The 19,756-nt window shown below is 69.8% G+C and carries 16 protein-coding genes; 10 read left to right on the forward strand and 6 right to left on the reverse strand.

All coding sequences use genetic code 11. The annotated features are described in order from the left end of the window. Positions 1-8 precede the first annotated feature (8 nt). The 6 genes from BT98_RS24820 to BT98_RS0116830 all read left to right on the forward strand — a co-directional run bounded on the left by BT98_RS24820 (position 9) and on the right by BT98_RS0116830 (position 6,625). A complete protein-coding gene (locus BT98_RS24820) occupies positions 9-995 on the forward strand; it encodes a LysR family transcriptional regulator (protein WP_019462256.1) in 987 nt (328 codons plus the stop codon). Then, a complete protein-coding gene (locus BT98_RS0116810; protein ID WP_019462255.1) occupies positions 992-2,455 on the forward strand; it encodes an NAD(P)-binding domain-containing protein in 1,464 nt (487 codons plus the stop codon). The genes BT98_RS24820 and BT98_RS0116810 overlap by 4 nt, the downstream gene beginning before the upstream one ends. Before the next feature lie 241 nt (positions 2,456-2,696). Further along, positions 2,697-4,283: an ABC transporter substrate-binding protein gene (locus tag BT98_RS0116815; RefSeq protein WP_026033405.1), complete on the forward strand. Its 1,587-nt coding sequence runs from the start codon at positions 2,697-2,699 to the stop codon at positions 4,281-4,283. After that, positions 4,280-4,795, forward strand: coding sequence for a CMD domain-containing protein (locus tag BT98_RS24825; protein ID WP_019462253.1), 516 nt, complete (start codon positions 4,280-4,282; stop codon positions 4,793-4,795). The genes BT98_RS0116815 and BT98_RS24825 overlap by 4 nt, the downstream gene beginning before the upstream one ends. After that, on the forward strand, positions 4,792-5,364 hold the full coding sequence (locus tag BT98_RS0116825; RefSeq protein WP_037251289.1) for a peroxidase-related enzyme: 573 nt from the start codon (positions 4,792-4,794) through the stop codon (positions 5,362-5,364). Before BT98_RS24825 ends, BT98_RS0116825 begins: the two co-directional genes overlap by 4 nt. A 145-nt stretch (positions 5,365-5,509) precedes the next feature. Beyond that, complete coding sequence (locus BT98_RS0116830; protein ID WP_019462251.1) at positions 5,510-6,625, forward strand: zinc-binding metallopeptidase family protein; 1,116 nt, start codon at positions 5,510-5,512, stop codon at positions 6,623-6,625. A 115-nt stretch (positions 6,626-6,740) separates the two neighbouring features. Here the strand turns inward: BT98_RS0116830 and BT98_RS0116835 are convergent, their stop codons facing one another. Next, on the reverse strand, positions 6,741-6,974 hold the full coding sequence (locus BT98_RS0116835) for a hypothetical protein (RefSeq protein ID WP_019462250.1): 234 nt from the start codon (positions 6,972-6,974) through the stop codon (positions 6,741-6,743). A 59-nt stretch (positions 6,975-7,033) separates the two neighbouring features. After that, positions 7,034-9,277, reverse strand: coding sequence for a TonB-dependent siderophore receptor (locus tag BT98_RS0116840; RefSeq protein ID WP_019462249.1), 2,244 nt, complete (start codon positions 9,275-9,277; stop codon positions 7,034-7,036). A gap of 374 nt (positions 9,278-9,651) precedes the next feature. Here BT98_RS0116840 and BT98_RS0116845 point away from each other — a divergent pair, with 374 nt between their 5' ends. Beyond that, positions 9,652-10,914 carry an arabinose transporter gene (locus tag BT98_RS0116845; RefSeq protein ID WP_019462248.1) on the forward strand — a complete coding sequence of 421 codons (1,263 nt, stop codon included), beginning with the start codon at positions 9,652-9,654 and terminating at the stop codon, positions 10,912-10,914. Between the two features lie 37 nt (positions 10,915-10,951). On the opposite strand, the gene BT98_RS0116850 is transcribed toward BT98_RS0116845, so the two are convergent. The 3 genes from BT98_RS0116850 to BT98_RS0116860 all read right to left on the reverse strand — a co-directional run bounded on the left by BT98_RS0116850 (position 10,952) and on the right by BT98_RS0116860 (position 13,224). Next, entirely contained in the window at positions 10,952-11,566 is a 615-nt protein-coding gene (locus BT98_RS0116850; RefSeq protein ID WP_019462247.1) for a pyridoxamine 5'-phosphate oxidase family protein, read from the reverse strand. A gap of 16 nt (positions 11,567-11,582) precedes the next feature. Next, positions 11,583-12,401 carry a shikimate 5-dehydrogenase gene (locus BT98_RS0116855; protein WP_019462246.1) on the reverse strand — a complete coding sequence of 273 codons (819 nt, stop codon included), beginning with the start codon at positions 12,399-12,401 and terminating at the stop codon, positions 11,583-11,585. Between the two features lie 115 nt (positions 12,402-12,516). Beyond that, entirely contained in the window at positions 12,517-13,224 is a 708-nt protein-coding gene (locus BT98_RS0116860; RefSeq protein ID WP_019462245.1) for an FCD domain-containing protein, read from the reverse strand. 213 nt (positions 13,225-13,437) lie between these two features. Between BT98_RS0116860 and BT98_RS0116865 the strand changes: the two genes are divergently transcribed. Then, complete coding sequence (locus BT98_RS0116865; protein WP_027297306.1) at positions 13,438-14,925, forward strand: MmgE/PrpD family protein; 1,488 nt, start codon at positions 13,438-13,440, stop codon at positions 14,923-14,925. A gap of 201 nt (positions 14,926-15,126) precedes the next feature. Here BT98_RS0116865 and BT98_RS0116870 read toward each other — a convergent pair whose 3' ends face one another. Continuing rightward, on the reverse strand, positions 15,127-16,548 hold the full coding sequence (locus BT98_RS0116870) for a M20 family metallopeptidase (protein WP_019462243.1): 1,422 nt from the start codon (positions 16,546-16,548) through the stop codon (positions 15,127-15,129). Positions 16,549-16,864: 316 nt separating this feature from the next. Here BT98_RS0116870 and trpS point away from each other — a divergent pair, with 316 nt between their 5' ends. Next, positions 16,865-17,866 carry a tryptophan--tRNA ligase gene (trpS, locus tag BT98_RS0116875; protein WP_019462242.1) on the forward strand — a complete coding sequence of 334 codons (1,002 nt, stop codon included), beginning with the start codon at positions 16,865-16,867 and terminating at the stop codon, positions 17,864-17,866. A gap of 233 nt (positions 17,867-18,099) precedes the next feature. Then, positions 18,100-19,647: a murein biosynthesis integral membrane protein MurJ gene (gene murJ / locus BT98_RS0116880; RefSeq protein ID WP_019462241.1), complete on the forward strand. Its 1,548-nt coding sequence runs from the start codon at positions 18,100-18,102 to the stop codon at positions 19,645-19,647. Positions 19,648-19,756 lie beyond the last annotated feature (109 nt).

The raw sequence follows: 19,756 nt of genomic DNA on the forward strand, positions 1-19,756 counted from the left end.
CTGGGGCTGTGGAACTCCGGCAGCTTGAAACCTTTTGCGCCATCATCGCGGGCGGCAGCCTGACCGCGGCGGCAAGGCTGACGGGCCGCTCGCAGCCGGCGATCTCGCGCCAGTTGCAAGAGCTGGAAGCGGCCCTCGGCTTTACCCTTTTCGAACGCAACGGCCCCCGCATCACCCCGACCGAACAGGGCTTGCGGTTCCATGACGAGGTGGAGCCCTCCCTGGCCGGCCTGCGGCGCCTGGAGGAACGGGCCGAGGCCATCGCCCGGGGCGAGCTGGCCTCGCTCGACATCGCCGCCATCCCCGCCCTGGCCATGGGCCTGATCCCCCGCGCCCTGGCGCGGCTGCCGGCGGAGGACCTGCCGCGCAACCTGGGGCTCGGCGCCGTCCCGGCGGGCGAGGTGGTGCGGCAACTGCTCGACCGCCGCGCCGTGCTGGGCTTCGCCAGCCTGCCGGTGGACCATCAGGGGCTGGACGTCCACTGGCTGGGCGAGAGCCGCTGCGTCGCCGTGCTGCCAGCCGCCCATCCCCTGGCCGGGGAGACCTGCCTGCCGCTGCGCGCCCTGGACGGGGAGCGGCTGATCACGGTGGCCGACCCGCACCGCCTGCGCCACCGGATCGAGACGGCGCTGGCCCGTGCCGAGGCGCGCCCGCGCGGCCTGATGGCGGTGAATGCCTCGATCCTGGCAGCCTCCGCGGCCCGGGCCGGGCTGGGCGTGGCGTTGATCGACCCGGTGACGGCACAGGGCCTGCCGGCCACGGGGCTCGCGATCCGGCCGCTCGACACGGCGATCCCCTTCTTCTGGAGCGTGCTGACCCCGGCGGCACGGCCGCCCTCCCTCCTCACCCGCCGGGTGATCGAGGCGGCCCGCGAGGCGGCGGAGGAGCTGCCGGGTTTCCGCCTTCATCCGCCCCGGTCCATGGACCTGCTGACCGCCCGCCAGGCGGCCTCCCCCCAGGACGACCCCCGAGACAACGAGGAGCCGGCGCGATGACCGAGCCCGTGCATTCCCGCGACCCAGCCGTGGCGGAAGCGCCGCACGGCCTTCCGGCCCTGGAGGCGCGGCTGCGCGCCGACCTCGAATGGCTGGAGCTGCCCGGCAAGCCCTGGGTCCCGACGCGGGAGGCAGACGATCGGCCCGTGACCGACGTGGCCATCATCGGCGGCGGCATGTGCGGGCTGGCGGCCTCGGCGGCGCTGCGCCTGCTCGGCATCGACAACCAGCAGGTGCTGGACCGCGCGCCCGAGGGCGAGGAAGGCCCCTGGGCCACCTGGGCGCGGATGGAGACGCTGCGCTCGCCCAAGACGCTGGCCGGGCCGGCGCTGGGCCTGCCGGCACTGACCTTCCGCGCCTGGTACGAGGCGCAGCACGGCCGCGCCGCCTGGGACGCGCTGGGCAAGATCCCGCGCCCGATGTGGATGGACTACCTGCGCTGGTACCGCCGCGTGATGCAGGTGCCGGTGCGCAACGGCGTCAGCGTCTCCCTTCTCCGCCCGCGCGCGGACGAGCTGATCGCGGTGGAGAACAGCGCCGGCTCCACCATCCTGGCGCGGCGCGTGGTGCTGGCCACCGGGCGCGACGGACTCGGCGGCGCCTTCGTGCCGGAACTGGCGCGCGGGATTGGCCGGCGCTTCTGGGCGCATTCGCGCGACGATATCGACTTCGCCGCGCTGCGCGGCCGGCGCGTGGCGGTGATCGGCGCCGGCGCCTCGGCCATGGACAATGCCGCGACGGCGCTGGAGGCGGGCGCGGCCAGCCTGGACATGTTCGTGCGGCGCCGGGCGCTGCCGCGCGTCAACAAGTTCACCGGCATCGGCAGCCAGGGCGTGGTGCACGGCTTCGCCGGCCTGCCGGACGAATGGAAGTGGCGCTTCATGCACCATGTCCTGAGCGAGCAGACGCCGCCGCCACGCGACAGCACGCTGCGCGTCTCGCGCCATCCGCAGGCACGGCTGCATCTCGGCAGTCCGGTCCTGTCGCTGCGCGAGGAAGGTGGCGCGCTGGTGCTGGAAACGCCGCAGGGCCGGCAGGCGGTGGATTTCGTGATCTTCGCCACGGGCTTCGGCGTGGACCTCGCACAAAGGCCGGAGCTGGCGCTCGTCGCGCCCGAGATCCGCTTCTGGCGCGACCGCTTCGCCCCCACCCCTGGCGAGGAGAATGCCGAACTGGCGCATTCGCCGGACCTCGCGCCGGATTTCAGCTTCCTGGAGAAGCATCCCGGCGCCTGCCCGGCCCTTTCGCGCATCCACTGCTTCAACTACCCCTCCTCGCTCAGCCACGGGAAGCTGACCGGCGACATCCCCGCCGTCAGCGCCGGGGCGCAGCGCCTCGCCCAGTCCATCGCCCGGCATTTCTTCGTCGAGGACCGCGAGATCCATTACGACCGGCTGCGCGCCTTCGCGGTGCCGGAACTGCTGGGAGATGAATGGGCGTCGGCCGGAGTGGCGGCCTGAGGCTCCCGTGGCCCCGGGGAAAGGCGCCGCCGCGGGGGAGCCGTTCTTTGACCCTTTCCAGGACCCCGCCTGTCCGCCATCTCCCCCGGCGCGGGATCGGGAAGCAGGAATGCCACGGGCGCCCAGAAAGGCGGGGTCTCAGGGGAATGCCATTCCCCTGGGCGGAGAGGGTCCGGAAGAGGCGGCGCCTTTCCGGGGGCAGCCACAGGAGCGACGCAAAGCGATGAAGGGATTTCCCGGGATGCAGAGACGACATCTTCTCGCCGGCCTCGGCGCCGCCGCCTTCCTGCCATGGCCAGGAAGGGCGCAGGCGCAGCAGGGCAGCCGGAAGTTGACCATCGCCTTCGGCGATCCGGTCTCCTCGCTCGATCCGCAGCTCAACAACTTCGCCGGCGACCGTTCGGTGGACCTGCACTTCTTCGATCTGCTGATCGAGAACCACACCGAGGGCGGCTTGCAGCCGGGGCTGGCATTGTCCTGGAAGCCGGTGGGCGAGAGGGTCTGGGAATTCATCCTGCGCCCGGGCGTCACCTGGTCGGACGGCAAGGCCTTCACCGCCGATGACGTGGTGTTCTCCTATGCCCGCGCCCCGGACGTGCCGGGCAGCACGGCGAGCTTCGCCGGCTATCTCCGCACGGTGGAGAAGGTGGAAGCGACCGGCCCACTGACGCTGCGCGTCACGACCAAGGAGCCGAACCCGCTGCTGCCGCTGAACCTCGCCTCGGTGCATATCGTCAGCCGCCATGCGACCGAGGGCGCGTCCAGCAACGACTTCAACAGCGGCAAGGCGATGGTGGGGACCGGGCCCTATACCTTCGTGTCCTTCACCCCTGGCGAGCGCGTGCGGATGAAGGCGCGGCCCGACTACTGGGGTGGCAAGCCGGACTGGGACGAGGTGGACTACCGCTACGTCGCCAGCGCCCCGGCGCGCACGGCGGCGCTGCTGGCGGGCGATGTGGATGTGATCGACAAGGTCTCCGTTTCCGACCTGGCGCAGATCCGCTCGCGCAAGGAGGTGGTGCTCTACGCCTATCCCGGCCTGCGGATGCTGCTGCTCCAGCCGAGCTTCTCGGAGAAGCCGAGCCCCTTCGCACTCGCCAATGACGGCTCGCCTCTGCCGAAGAACCCGATGCTGGACATCCGGGTGCGGCGCGCGCTGACCATGGCGGTGAACCGCGACGCACTCTGCGATCGGCTGATGAACGGCACCGCCACGCCGACAGGGCAATGGATGCCGGAGGGCAGCTTCGGCTACGATCCTTCGATCAGGCCGCCCGCCTTCGAGCCCGACAAGGCCAGGGCGCTGTTGGCCGAGGCGGGCTATCCGGACGGGTTCCAGCTCACCCTGCATCTGCCGAACGATCGCTACGTGCTGGGCCCGCAGGTTGCGCAGGCGGTGGCGCAGATGTGGACCCGCGTCGGCGTGAAGACGCAGGTCGAGGCTGTGCCCTGGTCGGTCTATTCCTCCGGCGTGAAGACGGGCGACTACGCCATGACCACGCTGGCCTGGGGCAATGGCACGGGCGAGGGCAGCTACGCGCTGATCAACGTGCTGGGCAGCGTCGATCCCAGGCAGGGGCGCGGCGTCTCCAACTGGGGACGCTACAGCAACCCGCAGGTGGACCAGGCGCTGGAGGATGCGATGGCCGCGTTCGACGACGCCAAGCGCGAGGCGATCCTGCGGAAGTCGGCGCAGGTGGTGGCCGAGGATGCCGGCATCATCCCGCTCTTCCACTACCAGAACCTCTGGGCGGCGAAGCGGCACCTGAAGGTCACGCCGCAGACCAGCGACCGTACCACCGCGATGATGGTGAGCCGCACGTCATGAACATGGAAATACCCGATCTGGCCGAGCACCTGCTCGGCATCGATGCAGCCTCTCCGCTTGGACGGCTGCGGCGCGAGCGCGCCGACATCCTGAAGCACGAGGAAGGCGCCTATCGCGAGCTGGTGCTGCCGCCGCGGCCGGGCCGGGTCTCCCTGGCCGAGCGGGCGGCGCTGGCGCTGCGCGGCGCGCTGATCGAGGGCGACGCGGTGCTGGCGGCACATTACCGCGCGCTGCTCGCCGCCTGCGGCTCGGCGGAGGAGATCGCGGCGGCGGAGGCCTTCCCCGCCCCGGCAGGCGAGGGCCGCCTCGCCGTGCTGTTCCGCTATGCGGACATGGTGGCGCAACGCCCCGCCGATTGCGGGCAGGCGGATATCGACCGGCTGCTGGCCATGGGCCTCACCGCGCGCGACATCGTGGCGGTGACGCAACTCGTGTCCTTCGTGCCCTATCAGGTGCGCCTGCTCGCCGGGCTGCGCCAGTTGCGGGGCGAGCTTCAGGGAGAAGCCGCATGAGCCGATTCACCATGGAGGAGGTTGGCTGGGAGCCGCGCCTGCCCCCGGTCGAGGAAGCCAGCGCCACCCCGGAGCAGATCGCCGCCCTGGATGCCTGTCCGCCGGCGCAGCGCCGCTCGGTCTATTTCCGCACGCTGGTGCACGATCCTGGCTCGCTGGGCGAGCGGGGGGCGCTCTTTACCAAGGTGATGTACGCGCCGAAGGGGCTGCCGCGGGCGGAGCGGGAGCTGGCCACGGCGATCGTCTCCATCGTCAACGGCTGCGTCTATTGCACCTCGGTCCATGCGCGGCGCTTCGTGGAACTGGGCAAGCAGGAGGCGGTGATGCGCGCCCTGCTGGAGCACGGCATCGCGGCGGAGGGGCTGGACGCGCGGCAGCGTGCCATCGTGGACTACAGCGCGAAGCTGACCGCCACCCCCCAGGACATGATGCCCGCCGACCTGGTGCCGTTGCGGGAGGCCGGCCTGTCGGATCTGGAGATCCTGGACCTGATCCATGCCGTGGCGATGTTCGCGAACGCGAACCGGCTGATGCAGTCGCTCGGCCGCTCGGTACCGCCGGAGGGATAGGGATAGGCGCCGGGGGGAGGCTCCGGGACGGGGTGCCGCCCCGCCCGCCACCCTCCTTCCCTGTCCGGCGCGGAGATGGCAGGCTCACGGAAACTCGCGGGACAGCCGGCGTTGTTGTTCCGATACGAACCGCCGGACGGCCATCATGAAACTTTTCACCTGCCAGAGTTGCGGCCAGGTCCTCTATTTCGAGAACACCACCTGCACCCATTGCCAGCACCGCCTCGGCTACCTGGCCGAGGAGGAGACGATGTCGGCCCTGGAGCCGGACGACGAAGCGGGGGGCGGGACCTGGCGGGCCCTGGGCGCGCGGGATGGGACGCGCCGCTACCGCTTCTGCCGCAACGCGCAGCATGATGTCTGCAACTGGCTGGTTCCGGCGGATTCCGCGGAGGACTTCTGCCTCGCCTGCCGGCACAACCGGATCGTTCCGAACCTCGCCGAGCCGGGGAACATCGAGCACTGGCGGGCGCTGGAAGTGGCCAAGCACCGGCTCTTCTACAGCCTGCTGCGCCTGCGCCTGCCGCTGCACACACGGCAGGAGGACCCGGAGCACGGGCTGGTCTTCGACTTCAAGGAGGACATGGCCGGCGGTACCAAGGTCATGACCGGCCATGACGACGGCGTGATCACCATCGCGCTGAAGGAGGCCGACGACGTGCGGCGCGAGGAGATGCGCAAGCATCTGGGCGAGGTGTATCGCACCCTGCTCGGCCATTTCCGGCACGAGATCGCGCATCACTACTGGGATCTGCTGGTCGAGCGTGGCGCGAATGGCGAGCTGGAGGCTTTCCGCGACCTCTTCGGCGACGAGCGGCAGGACTACCAGCAGGCGCTCGACACCTACTATGCCAATGGCGCGCCGGCGGACTGGCAGGAGAACTACGTCAGCGCCTATGCCAGCGCTCATCCCTGGGAGGATTTCGCCGAGACCTGGACGCACTACCTGCACATCGTGGACACGCTGGAGATGGCTGGCGCCTTCGGGATCAGCGTCCACCCCGCCGAGGTGCCGGACGACGGCTCCCTCAGCACCAATATCGATTTCGATCCATACACCGCCGAGACGATCGGGGCGATCGTGGATGCCTGGCTGCCGCTCAGCTTCGCGGTCAACAGCCTGAACCGCTCGATGGGCCTGGCGGATCTCTACCCCTTTGTGCTGTCCCCGCACGCGGTGGAGAAGCTGGGCTTCATCCACCGGCTGGTCCGTGGGCAGCCGCTGGCCGTGGAAACACCCCTTCCCCCCGGCCCGGCCTGACGCGGCGGCCAGCCCGGCCCGTGGCTTGCCTCGTTGCGCCGGGGAAGCTCCTTGGGGGCAAGGCGGAGCCTTGCCCCCGGCGGGTAGCCACGAAGCGCCGCGCCCACCGATCTTCTCAGCACCCGCGCGAGGCGAAATCCTGTGCCCGGGCGGCGCGGCGCTGGTCGGCCGGCAGGCCGGTCACGGAGGCGGTATAGGCGGCCCCGGTCGCATTGGCCGCGGCCTCACGGCAATAGGGGTCGGGGATGGCGGCGACGCCGGGCGTATAGATGGGCTGCGACGGCGAGCTGCAGGCGGCGAACCCGGCCAGGCTCAGGCAGGCCGTCATTCCGAGCATCCAGCGGGACATGGCGAGATCCTCCTCAAAGCCAGGAGAAGCGCCGTCCCGCCGGATGGTTGCGGGTGCTCCTACCAGCGCACCCGGGCACCGGCGATCACCAGCAGGCGGTCGCCGAAATAGCAGGCGTTGGAGGAGGAGCAGCTGGAGACATAGGCCTTGTCCGCGATGTTGTTCGCGTTCAGCGTCAGCTCCAGGCCCTTGGCCTGCGGGAAGCGCTCCCCGACGTCGTAGCGCACCGCGGCGTCGAACAGGGTGAAGTCCGACACCTTGAAGCTGTTCGTCTCGTCGCCGTAGGTCGAACCGACATAGCGCACGCCGGCACCCAGCGAGAGGCCGCGCAGGAAGCCGTCGGTGAAGCGGTAGTTCGCCCAGGCGCTGGCGATGTGCTCGGGCACCTGCTGTGGGCGCTTGCCCTGGACGTTCGCGGTGGTGGAACGCGTCACCTCGGCGTCGATGTAGCTGTAGGTGCCGATCAGGTCGATGTTGCTGGTCAGGCTGGCGCGACCCTCGACCTCGACACCCTGCGAGCGGATCTCGCCGGTCTGGATGCTGTAGTTGGTGTTGATCGGGTCCTGGGTCAGGACGTTCTTCTGCTTGATATGATAGGCCGCGACCTGGACGAAGCTGTTCATCCCCGGCGGCTGGTACTTCACGCCCGCCTCGTACTGCTCGCCCGTCGTCGGGTCGAAGGAACTGCCGCCGCGCGATGGCGCATAGGTGCCGCTGTTGGGCAGGAAGGAGGTGGAATAATTGACGTAGGGCGCGAAGCCGTTGTCGAAGAGGTAGAGCAGCCCCGCGCGCCAGGTGAACTTGCTGTCGTCCTGGCTGGAGCGGGTGCTGTAGGTGCGGGTATAGGTCTCGCTGGTCGCCCAGTCGTTGCGCACGCCCACGGTCAGGTGCCAGCGGTCCCAGACCATCTGGTCCTGCCCGTAGAGGCCGAGCTGGTCCGTGTTCTGGTAGGTCGTGCCGGAGGCGCCGATCCGCGGCCGGGCGATGTAGCTGCCATAGACAGGCGCGAAGATGTCAAGCGTGGTCGCCGTGCCCTGGCCCAGCCGCCGCTTGGCCGAGCTGCGCGACCAGTCGAGCCCGGCCAGCACCGTGTGCCGCACCGGCCCGGTGTTGAAGTCCGCCTGCGCCTGGTTGTCGAGGGCGAGCGTGTCCGCGTGCTCGATCGAGAGCGTCGTGGCGCGGGACGCGGTGCGCTGGTTTGCCGCCAGGGAGCGGAAGGAGACCGCCGAGAACTCGGAATCGATGTGCGAATAGCGGAAGTTCTGCCGGACGGTCCAGATGCTGTCGAGCCGGTGCTCCAACTGGTAGCCAACCGAGGCGACGGTGCGGTCGTACTTGTCGAAATCGGGCTCGCCCGGGTTGAAGCTCGGCTTCAGCTTGCCGTTGCGGTTCGGCAGCACCGTGCCGACCGCCGGGACGAAGTTGTAGAAGCCGCCCTCGGGATCGTGCTGGTAGCTGCTCAGGAAGGTCAGCGTGGTATCGGCATCCGGCCGCCAGGTCAGGGCGGGAGCGATGGCGATGCGCTGTTCCTTGACGTTCTCGTACTGTGTGTCGGCGGTGCGCCCGATGCCGGTCAGGCGGTAGAGGAACTGGCCATCCTCGGTCAGCTTGCCGCCGAAGTCGAAGGCGGTCTGCAGCCGGGCGCGGTTGCCGGCCTCCAGCCGGACCTCGTGGATCGGCGTTTCGGTCGGGCGCTTGCTGACGAGGTTGACGATGCCGCCGGAGCCGGTCTGGCCATAGAGCACCGAGGCCGGGCCGCGCAGCACCTCGATGCGCTCCAGCAGCCAGGGATCGACCGAGGGGATGGCGTAGGAGACGCCGCGCTGCTGCCGCAGCCCGTCGAGGAAGTTCACATAGGCCGCGCCGACGCCCTGGCCGCCAAAGCCGCGGATGAAGTTGCTGTCGTAGCGGGAGGTGGGACGGATCTCGGACAACACGCCCGGCGTGAAGCGCAGCGCCTGGGAGACGGTCTGCGCCGCCTGGTCGTCCATCTGCTGCCGCGTGACGACGCTGGTGGACTGGGGCGACTCGATCAGCGGCGTGTCGGTCTTGGTGCCGGTGGTGGCCACGGGAGCGACATAGCCGTCCACCGGTTGCCAGCTCCGCCAGGCCGTGCCCTGCACATCGACGGTCGGCAGGGTGAGCGTGCCGGCGGCAGCCTGATCCGCTGCCTGGCCTTGGGCAGCCGCATCCTGGGCAAAGCCGGTGGAGGGGCCCAGGGTGGTCACGGCGACGGTCATCAGCAGGAGACCACGCCAGGAAGCCACGAGGGGAAGGCAGATCGGGATCGGTCGGAGGGCCATGTGTATGCGACGTCCATCAAGCGGCAGAATGCGCTCTGGCGCCTAATCTAATTGATAATCAATCTCAATAAGGCCTTGGACCTTCATCCTGTTGTGACCTTGCGGATACGCCTGGGTGTCGCATGAAGGACACGATAAATGACATCGATGTCATTTCCGGCGTGACCATGACGTGCACGGCATCATGGCAGCCGGCGAGACCGTCTTGACGTGCCCCTGCCCCGCCATGGCATATCGCGGGCGTGGCCGCTCCATGGGCCGCCGTAAGCGTTCGACGTGAGCCAACGCATCACATCTGGACATCGTGCCGGATGGGGATGCGCCGTGCTCGCTGGGCCGCCTGCTTCTCCATACGGCGCGGAGAGGATAGTCCCATGGACCCGACCAGCGCTTCCACGCCGCGCTCCACCCCCCTCCACGAAGTCACCTCTCCGGGTGGCATCCCTTCCGCCAGCAGCACGCCGGATGCGGCGGCCCTGCCGCGCCTCGCCCTGGCGGTCTTCCTCGCCTACATGACGGTGGCGCTGCCGCTGCCGGTCATCCCGCTCTATGTCCATGATGGGCTGGGCTTCGGCAATGTCGTGGCCGGGCTCAGCATCGGCATCCAGTTCGTCGCCACCATCCTGACCCGCGGCTATGCCGGGCGCCTCGCCGACCATTCCGGGGCGCGCCGCTCCATGCGGTCGGGCCTCGTCTTCTGCGCCCTGTCCGGGGCAGTCTACATGCTCTCGGCCCTGCTGCCGCTGGAAGCGCTGCCCCGGCTCCTGCTGCTGATGGCCGGCCGCCTGGTGCTGGGCTTCGGGGAAAGCCAGCTCGTCATCGGCGCCCTGGCCTGGGGCATCGGCCTGGTCGGGCAGCCCCGCACCGGGCGGGTGCTGTCCTGGATGGGCATGGCCATGTACGGCGCCCTCGCCGCCGGGGCACCGGCGGGGCTCTGGCTCTCCGGCCTGGATGGGACGACCGGGGGCGGGATGGCCATCGTCGGCCTCGCCACGCTGCTGCTGCCGCTGCTCGCCCTCGTCACGACCACCGGCATCACCGCGACCCGGCCGGCCGGCGGCACGCGGGGCTCCTTCTGGGGCATCGTCGGGCGGATCCGCCTTCCGGGCCTCGCGGTGGCGCTGCAGGGGATCGGCTTTGCCGCCATCGGCGCCTTCGCCACGCTGCACTTCACCGACCGGGGCTGGCCGCATGCCGGTCTGGCGCTGAGTTGCTTCGGGGGCGCCTTCGTGCTGGTGCGCATCCTCCTCGGCCATGCGCCGGACCGGTTCGGCGGCATTCCCGTCGCCCTGGCCTCCCTCGCGGTCGAGACGGCCGGGCTGCTCCTGCTCTGGAGCGCCGGGACCCCGCTCCTCGCCCTGGCCGGTGCCGCCGTCACCGGGGCGGGCTGTTCCCTGGTCTTCCCCGCGCTGGGCGTGGAGGTGGTGAAGCACGTGCCACCGCAGATACGCGGCACCGCCCTGGGTGGCTTCGCGGCGTTCCAGGACCTGTCCTATGCCGTGACCGGGCCGCTGGCCGGACTTGTGGCGAATGCCCTGGGCTATGCCGCCATCTTCGGCGTCTCCGCCCTGGCGGCGTTGCTGGGGCTGGGGATGGTGCTCGCCATGCGGCTCCGGGCGGAGGCGGGCCCGGCCTGACCGGCGGGGCATGGCTTCGCCCGGCAAGGCCGGCGGATCAGTAGAGCCGCTTGCTGTAGCTTTCCGCGATCCAGGCCTCGCTGCGTTCCGCATCCTCGGCCAGTTGGTCCGCCAGGATGCGGCCCAGCGAGGGGAAGGAGGCGCGGGGGACCTGCCGCGAGGCATCCCAGAGGCCGGAGCGCATCATGGCCTTGCCGCAGTGGAAGAAGACCTCCTCCACCGAGACCAGCAGCCCGGCCAGGGGCGGCTTGCCCTGGGCGGCGAGGGGCGCCAGCAGCGCCGCGTCGCGCGTCATCGCCGCCCGGCCGTTGACCCGCAGCGTCTCGTTGATGCCGGGGACGAGAAAGATCAGCCCCAGTTGCGGATTGCCGGCGACGTTCATCATCGTGTCCACGCGCCGGTTGCCGATCCGGTCGGGGATCAGCAGCGTCGCCTCGTCCAGCACGGCGACGAAGCCCGGCGCGTCGCCACGCGGCGTGGCGTCGCAGCGCCCTTCCGCATCCGCCGAGGCGATCACCAGGAAGGGCGAGAGGGCGATGAAGGCCCGGGCATGGCGGTCCAGCCGGGTGAGCTGCTTGGCCACCACGCGCGGGTCGGGCTGGCCGTAATGCGCACGGATCTCCTCCGCATCCGGGGATTCGGGCGGTGTCATGCGGGGCTCCTCCTGCTCAGCCACGGGCGTATTCGGCGGCGCGGCGCACCAGATCCTCTTCCGGGCGAATGCCCGTGTAGAGCACGAACTGTTCCAGCGCCTGGAGGGTGATCACCTCGCCGCCGTCGATCACCCGCTTGCCCAACCGGCGCGCCAGGCGGATGAGCGGCGTTTCCACCGGCAGGGCCACCACGTCGAAGACGGTCTCCGCCGCTGCCACCGTGTCCTCGGGGAAGGACAGGTCCTCTGCCTCCGGTCCGCCCGACATGCCGACGGGCGTGACATTCACCAGCATGGCGGGGCGTAGCGTGCCGGGCTCCGCCTGCCAGGCATAGCCGCAGCTCTCCGCCAGGGCGCGGCCCGTGGCCTCGTTGCGCGCGACGATGGTGCCCTGCCGGAAGCCCGCGTCCCGCAGTGCCGAGGCCACCGCCTTGGCCATGCCGCCGCTGCCGCGCAGGGCGAAGGGCGTGCCGGGCGGAACGGCGTGGCGCGCGATCAGCTTCTCCACCGCGATGTAGTCCGTGTTGTAGGCGGTGAGATGCCCGTCATCGTTGACGATGGTGTTCACCGACCGGATCGCCGCAGCGGAGTCGGTGAGCCTGTCCAGGAAGGGAATGCAGGCTTCCTTGAAGGGCATCGACACGGCGCAGCCGCGGATGCCCAGCGCGCGGATGCCCGTGATGGCGCCGGGGAGGTCCTTCGTGGTGAAGGCCTTGTAGAGGAAGTTCAGCCCCAGCTCGCGGTACAGATAGTTGTGGAAACGGGTGCCGGTGTTGCCCGGCCGCCCGGAGAGCGACATGCAGAGCACCGTATCCTTGTTGATGGTCGGCAGCATCGGCTCTCTCCTCTGTCGGTCCGGCCCAGACTAGTGGTCAACCTCACCGGCGACCATCTCCGGTCCAAAGCGCAGATCACGGCACGGAAGGATTTCGGCCGCTCCACGGCAACCGTCATCCCCTCGTCGCCCCTGTGGCAGGCTCCCCCCCGGCGGCCAGCTTGGCGCCGATCGTCCGCTCGAAGCCGTTGCTGACGTGCTGGCCCATGGCGCGGGACGCAGCGTCGGCATCCCGGAGCTGCAAGGCTCGCAGGATCGCCAGGTGTTCCTCGTGGGATGCGGCGCTGCTGCTGTCGGTTTCAAAGCCCCGGCGCCGCAACAGGTGCATGCGGTCGATGACCTGCCGGTAGAAGCCGAGCAGGGTCTTGTTGCCGGCCATTTCAATCAGGCGGTCATGGAAAGCGATGTTAAGGGGAAAGTAACGAGCCACATCGCCTGAGACAGACGCCGCCTCCAGTTCCTCCAGCATGCTTGCCAGTTCGCCGGTCTGCCGGTCGGTAATCCTGGGAGCCAGGAGCCGGCCGGCCATCTCGTCCAGGTTGCGGCGCACGGCATAGAGTTCCGCTGCCTCCTCATCCGTGATTTCACGGATGTAGACGCCGCGATTCTTCTCGAAACGGACCAGTCCCGCGGTTTCGAGCGAGCGGAACGCCTCGCGCACCGGCGCCCGGCTGATCTGCATGGATTCAGCCAGGTCGGCCTCGTTAAGCTTCGTGCCTGCCACGATGACGCCTGCCTTGATGCGGCGAATGATCTCTTGCTCTACCGCACCTGCAAGAGTTTGGGAGCGGAGCAGATCCAGCGGATGGGTTGGGCCGAGCATACCGCCCTATAGGATCGCGAACTGAGGAGTTCCAGGGAATTGTCAATTGTCATATTGTCGACAATCTGCTAACTCTGTGGCGGCGGCATGCGCTGCCTTTCGCTCCAGCAAGGATGGGCGGTGCGCTCCTGGCCTGCCACGCACGATCCGTGGGTGCCGTCAGAAGCCGAGCATGCCGCTCTTCCAACAAGAAAACCGTCTCAGGGACACGCCATGACCGCCACCGACCGTCGCAACATCATCATGGGCACCATCGCCGTGGCCGCTCTTGCTCGCCCGGCGATTGCGCAGCAGCACAGCGGCGGCGGCAACCAGCCTGCATCCGCTACAGCCCCCGGGGCAGCGCCGAAGGGTTCCGCACCGCCGCCCGTCACCAGGATCATTGCCCGCTACGCCGCATCGGCACCCGCCGACCAGGTGCCGGAAGCAGTCCGCAAGGAAGCCACGCGCACCCTCCTCAACTGGGTGGGCTGCGCGGTTGGCGGGTCACGCCAGGATGCTCCAGGCCGCGCCGTGGCAGCCCTGAAGCCTTTTTCCGGCCCGGAGCAGGCTTGCCTGTTCGGCCGCACCGAGCGGCTGGATGCACCGAATGCCGCATTGGTCAACGGGATCAGCTCCCATGTCCTGGACTTCGACGATACGCATCTCAAGACCATCATCCATCCGGCGGGGCCAGTCGCCTCGGCCCTGACGGCCTTCGCGCAGTTCCGGCCGGTGTCGGGCCAGGATTTCATGAATGCGCTGACCCTGGGATGTGAGATCGAGTGCCGGATCGGGAACTCGGTGTTCCCCGAACACTACGCCATGGGTTGGCACATCACCGGCACCACGGGCGTCTTCGGCGCCGCAGCCGCCATAGGGCGCGTCCTGGGCCTGGATGAACAGCGCATGACCTGGGCCATGGGCCTGGCCGCCACACAGCCGGTGGGGCTGAAGGTGCAGTTCGGCACCGACACAAAGAGCTTCCATCCCGGCAAGGCCGCGCAGAACGGGATGATCGCGGCCCTGCTGGCCCAGCAAGGCTACACCGCCTCGGATGTGGCGATCGAAGGCTTCGACGGCTGGGGGCAGGCGCTGAGCACGCGGCACAACTGGGACGAAGTGACAACAGGCCTGGGCGAGCGATACGAACTGGCGCTGAACACCTACAAGCCCTTCGCCTGTGGCATCGTCGCCCACCCTTCGATCGACGCCGCCATCCAGTTGCGCAACGCCAACAGCCCCAGGCCCGGGGACATCCGCTCCATAGCCCTGAAGGTCCACCCGCTGGTGCTCAACCTCATGGGCAAGACCGAGCCACGCACCGGCCTGGAAGGCAAGTTCAGCATCTTCCATGCCGTGGCTGTCGCACTGGTCACGGGCCGTGCGGGCGAACAGGCCTTCACCGATGCCGCCGTGAAGGACCCCACCGTGGTGACCTTGCGCAAGAAGGTCGAGGCAACGGTGGACCCCGCCATCAAGCCAGATCAGGCCGACATGGTCGTGACGCTCAACGACGGCCGCACGATGCATGTCTTCGTCGAGCACGCCGTGGGAAGCCAACTGCACCCCATGTCCGATCAACAGCTCGTCGAGAAGTTCATGGGCCAGACCGAAGGCATTCTTCCCACGGATCGCAGCAGACAGCTCCTGGACCTCTGCTGGAAGGCCTGGAGCCTGCAGGATGCGGGCGAGATCGGCCGCATGGGGGCATCGGCTTGACGCAGGCAAGGCCTGGACAGCCCCTCTTCCGGCGCGGGTGACGGATGCAGGCCGTCGACGGGCTTGCCACCCGGCACACGCCTCATCCGCGGTGTCGGTGAATCCCGAACCCGGACTGGCCGTGACCCGCTCCCAGCCTGCCCAGCCGTGCCTGGGAGGAGGACCGGCCTTTCCCCGGACCTCCTCCCAGGCCACACCCTTTCAGGCCCCCTCGGCCATGTCGAAGACCGGCTCCAGCCCCGCGGGCAGCGGGCAGTCATAGGGCGTGCGGGCCAGCCGCGCCTGGTGGTCGGCCCTGGCCTGGGCCAGCAGTTCCGGGCTCTGCAGCACATCGACCGCCGTGCCGGCCATCACCTTGGCCACATGCGCCATGCCCTTGTGGGCATAGGGCGTCTTGCCTTGCGCCGTGAGCTGCCAGGAATGCCCCGGCGTACCGATGGCATAGGTGGCGCCGCGCGCCTGCACCGTCGGCACGGCCCAGGAGACGTCGCCGACATCGGTGGAGCCGACGCTGGGCGGCGGCGGCGCGTCGAGCGGCGCGACGCGGTCGCAGAGCGGCGCATCCGTCACCGGCAGGCCGAAGCGGCGATGCGCGGCCACGATATCCTCCCGCCGCACGGTGTTCTGGATGGCGCGGGCGAAGTCGCGGTCGGCCTCGTCGAATTCCGGCGCGCCCAGGCGCTGGAAGTTGTCGTACATCGCCTGTTCCAGCGGCGTGTTGGGGAGCAGGTTGCTCATGCCGCTGACCACCCGGGATGCCACCGTGGTCTCGGTCATCAGCGCGGCGCCCTGGGCGATCTTCTCCACCCGCTCCGCCAGCCTGCGAAGCTCCGGCAGCTCGGCGGCACGGATCAGGTAGCGGATCTTCGCCGCGCCCTGCACCACATTCGGCGCGATGCCGCCGGCGTTCAGATAGGCGTAGTGGATGCGCGCGCTGCTCGGCATGTGCTCGCGCATGTAGTTCACGCCGACATTCATCAGCTCCGCCGCGTCCAGCGCGGAACGGCCCAGCTCCGGCGCGGCGGCGGCATGGGAGGAACGGCCGGTGAAGCTGTAGTCCACCTGCAGGATCGCCAGCGAATGCGCCGGGTTCACGCCGGAGAAGGGCGCCGGGTGCCAGGAGATGGCGATGTCCACATCGTCGAAGACGCCGTCGCGCACCATGAAGGTCTTGGCCGCGCCGCCTTCCTCGGCCGGGCAGCCATAATAGCGCACGCGGCCCTTCACCCCGTTCGCCGCCAGCCAGTCCTTCACCGCCGTGGCCGCGAGCATGGCGCCGGCGCCCAGCAGGTTGTGGCCGCAGCCATGGCCGGCATGCTCGCCCGGCCGCGGGCGGTGCTCGGCCACGCCGGCCTCCTGGCTCAGCCCGGGCAGCGCGTCGTACTCGCCCAGGATGGCGATCACCGGCCCGCCCTCGCCCGCCTCCCCCATCACCGCCGTGGGAATGCCGGCGAGGCCCTCGGTGACGCGGAAGCCCTGCTCCTTCAGCATCGCGACATGCTCCGCCGCCGAGCGCTTCTCCTGGAAGTTCAGCTCCGGCATCTCCCAGACCCGGTCGCTGAGCCCTTCGAAGACCGCGCGGTGGTTCTCGACGAACTGCCAGATCGGCTCGGAATTCTTCATGGCGTGTTCTCTCCTGCGGCGCCGCATACCGGTCCGCCGCATCGGGATGGGTTGGGCCGCCTCGCGGATGCCGGGGCGAAGGCTGGCAGGAGATGTCCGTTCCGTGAACCCGTGCTTCCCTGCCGGAACGATCCGGTTGCCCGGCGCAGGCAAGCAGGCCCCGTGCCATGTTGCGATTCCGTCACGAGGGCCGCCGTCGCCTGCCCAGGGCCAGCCGGCCTCCCGCGGCCGGCGGGAGGCGCCCCGCCCTTGACGCCGGGGCGCCAGGGGCGGAAGACCGCCGCTCCATCAACAAGAGCTCCGGTCTCCACCCCCGATGCAGCGTGTCTTCTCGGGCATCCAGCCCTCCGGTATTCCCACCCTCGGCAACTATCTCGGCGCCATCCGCAACTGGGTGCCGATGCAGAACGGCGACGCCTCGCTCTTCTGCGTGGTGGACCAGCACGCCATCACCGTCTGGCAGGACCCGAAGGAGCTGGCGCGGCAGACGCGCGAGATGGCTGCGGCGCTGATCGCCTGCGGCCTGGACCCGGAGCGCTGCATCCTTTTCGTGCAGAGCCATGTGCCGGCCCATGCGCGCCTCGCCTGGATCTTCAACTGCGTCGCCCGCATCGGCTGGCTGAACCGCATGACGCAGTTCAAGGACAAGGCCGGCAAGGACCGCGAGGGCGCCTCGGTCGGCCTCTATGTCTATCCGAACCTGATGGCGGCCGACATCCATGCCTACCACGCCACCCAGGTGCCGGTAGGCGACGACCAGAAGCAGCACCTGGAGCTGGCGAACGACATCGCCCAGAAGTTCAACCACGACTACGGGGTGGATTTCTTCCCCACCATCGAGCCGCTGATCCAGGGCGTGGCGGCGCGGGTGATGAGCCTGCGCGACGGCACGAAGAAGATGTCCAAGTCGGACCCCTCCGACCAGTCGCGCATCAACCTGACCGACGATGCCGACACGGTGGCGCTGAAGATCCGCCGCGCCAAGACCGACCCCGAGCCCCTGCCCTCCGAGGCGCGCGGGCTGGAGGCACGGCCCGAGGCGCGCAACCTCGTCGGCATCCTCGCCGCCATCACCGACAGCACGGCGGACGCGGTGCTGGCCGAGCATGGCGGCAAGGGCTTCGGCGCCTTCAAGGAGGTGCTGGCCGAGGCGCTGGTGGCGAAGCTCTCCCCCATCCAGGCGGAGATGAAGCGGCTGCTGGACGATCCTGCCGCCGTGGATGCCGCGCTGCGCCAGGGCGCCGGGAAGGCCGCCGGCATCGCCGACCCGATCGTCCGCCGGGCGGAGGAGCTGGTCGGCTTCCTGCCGGCCCGCTAAGCGCAAGGGGCCGCCGGGCCTCCGCCCCTGCCGGGACGCCGCTGCACCCGGAGCGGAGAAGAATACGAAGATTTAACAAACAGCCCGGCGCCCCGGCAAACCCGTCTCCCCGCCCGGGGAGACACCGCCATTCGCGAGGGGACCGGCCGTCCCGCGATCCGCCCATGGGCTGTTTCTCGCATCGCGGGACCTGTATCACGCGCGTTTCGGCACAGAGGGAACGCGCCCCACCCATGCTCAAAGGCATCCTTACCGTCGGCGCCTGGACGCTGCTCAGCCGCATCCTGGGCTTCGCGCGGGACATGCTGGTGGCCGCCATCATGGGCGCCGGCCCGGTGGCCGATGCCTTCTTCGTGGCGCTGAAGCTGCCCAACCTGTTCCGCCGCCTGTTCGGCGAGGGCGCCTTCAACGCCGCCTTCGTCCCCGCCTTCTCCGCCACGCTGTCGGCGGAAGGCCCCGCGGCCGCCCGCCTGCTGGCCGAGCGCATGGGCACCCTCCTCGCCCTCTGGCTGGCATTGCTGACCGTGCTGGGCTGGATCTTCATGCCGCAGGTGCTGACGGTCCTGGCCGCGGGCTTCAACGACGATCCGCTGCGCTGGGAGCTGACGCTCGAGATGACGCGGATCACCTTCCCCTACCTGTTCTTCATCTGCCTGACCGCGCTGGTCTCGGGCGTGCTGAACGGGCTGGGCAGCTTCTCCGCGGCGGCGGCGGCGCCGATCCTGTTCAACCTCTTCGCCATGGTGGCCCTGCTGGGCCTCACCCCCTATGTCGCCACGCCCGGCCATGCCCAGTCCTGGGGCGTCATGGCCTCCGGCATCGCGCAGCTCGCCATGGTCTGGATCGTCGCGGCGCGAAAGGGGATGCCCCTGCTGCCCCGCAAGCCGCGGCTGACGCCCGACGTGAAGACCGTGCTCTGGCGCATGCTGCCCGGCGTCCTCGGCGCCGGCGTCACCCAGCTCAACCTCGCCATCGACACGCTGATCGCCACCCTGCTGCCGGCCGGCGCGGTGTCCTACCTCTATTACGCCGACCGCGTGGCGCAGCTCCCGCTGGGGGTGATCGGCGCGGCGGTCGGTACCGCCCTGCTGCCCATGCTGGCACGGCAGTTCCGCACCCGGCAGCCGCTCTCGGCGCACCGCACGCTCAACCGGGCGGTGGAATTCTCCCTGGCACTGGCCATCCCCGCCGCCGCGGCGCAGTGGATCACCGCCGGCCCGATCGTGCAGGCCCTCTTCGAACGGGGCGCCTTCGGGGCCGAGGCTGCCACCGCCACCGCCCATGCCCTGGCCGCCTATGCCGTCGGCCTGCCTGCCTTCGTGCTGGTGAAGGCCTTCGCCCCCGGCTTCTTCGCGCGCGGCGACACCAGCACCCCGGTGCGGATCGGCATCGCCGTGGTGGTGCTGAACCTCGTGCTAAACCTGATCCTGATCCAGTTCCTGGCCCATGTCGGCGTGGCGCTCGCCACCTGCATCGCGGCCTGGGTCAATGCCGGGGCGCTGGCCTTCCTGCTGCACCGGCACGGCGCCTGGTACCCAGACCGGCGCCTGCGCAGCCGCGTGCCCCGCATGTTGCTGGCGGCAGGGGTGATGATGCTGGTCCTCTGGGGCCTCTCCGCCCTGCTCTTCCCCGCCGAAGGCCTGCGCGTGGCCCGCCTCCTGCTCCTGGTCGCCACCGGCATGGCCACCTATTTCGGCACCGCCCACCTCCTCGGGGCACTGGACCTGCGCGACCTGCGGAACCTCCGGCGCCGGAAAAGCAGCGCCGCCGCCGTGGCGTGATCCGGCGTCGCTCCGTCCCCGGGGGACAAGGCTCCGCCTTTTCCCCCGCACCCCCTTATCCGCCAGGACCCTGCGGGCCCTGGACCCGGTGAGTTGGCTCTTGCTGACG

It is taken from the genome of Roseomonas mucosa ATCC BAA-692, from assembly GCF_000622225.1.
Classification (GTDB): domain Bacteria; phylum Pseudomonadota; class Alphaproteobacteria; order Acetobacterales; family Acetobacteraceae; genus Roseomonas; species Roseomonas mucosa.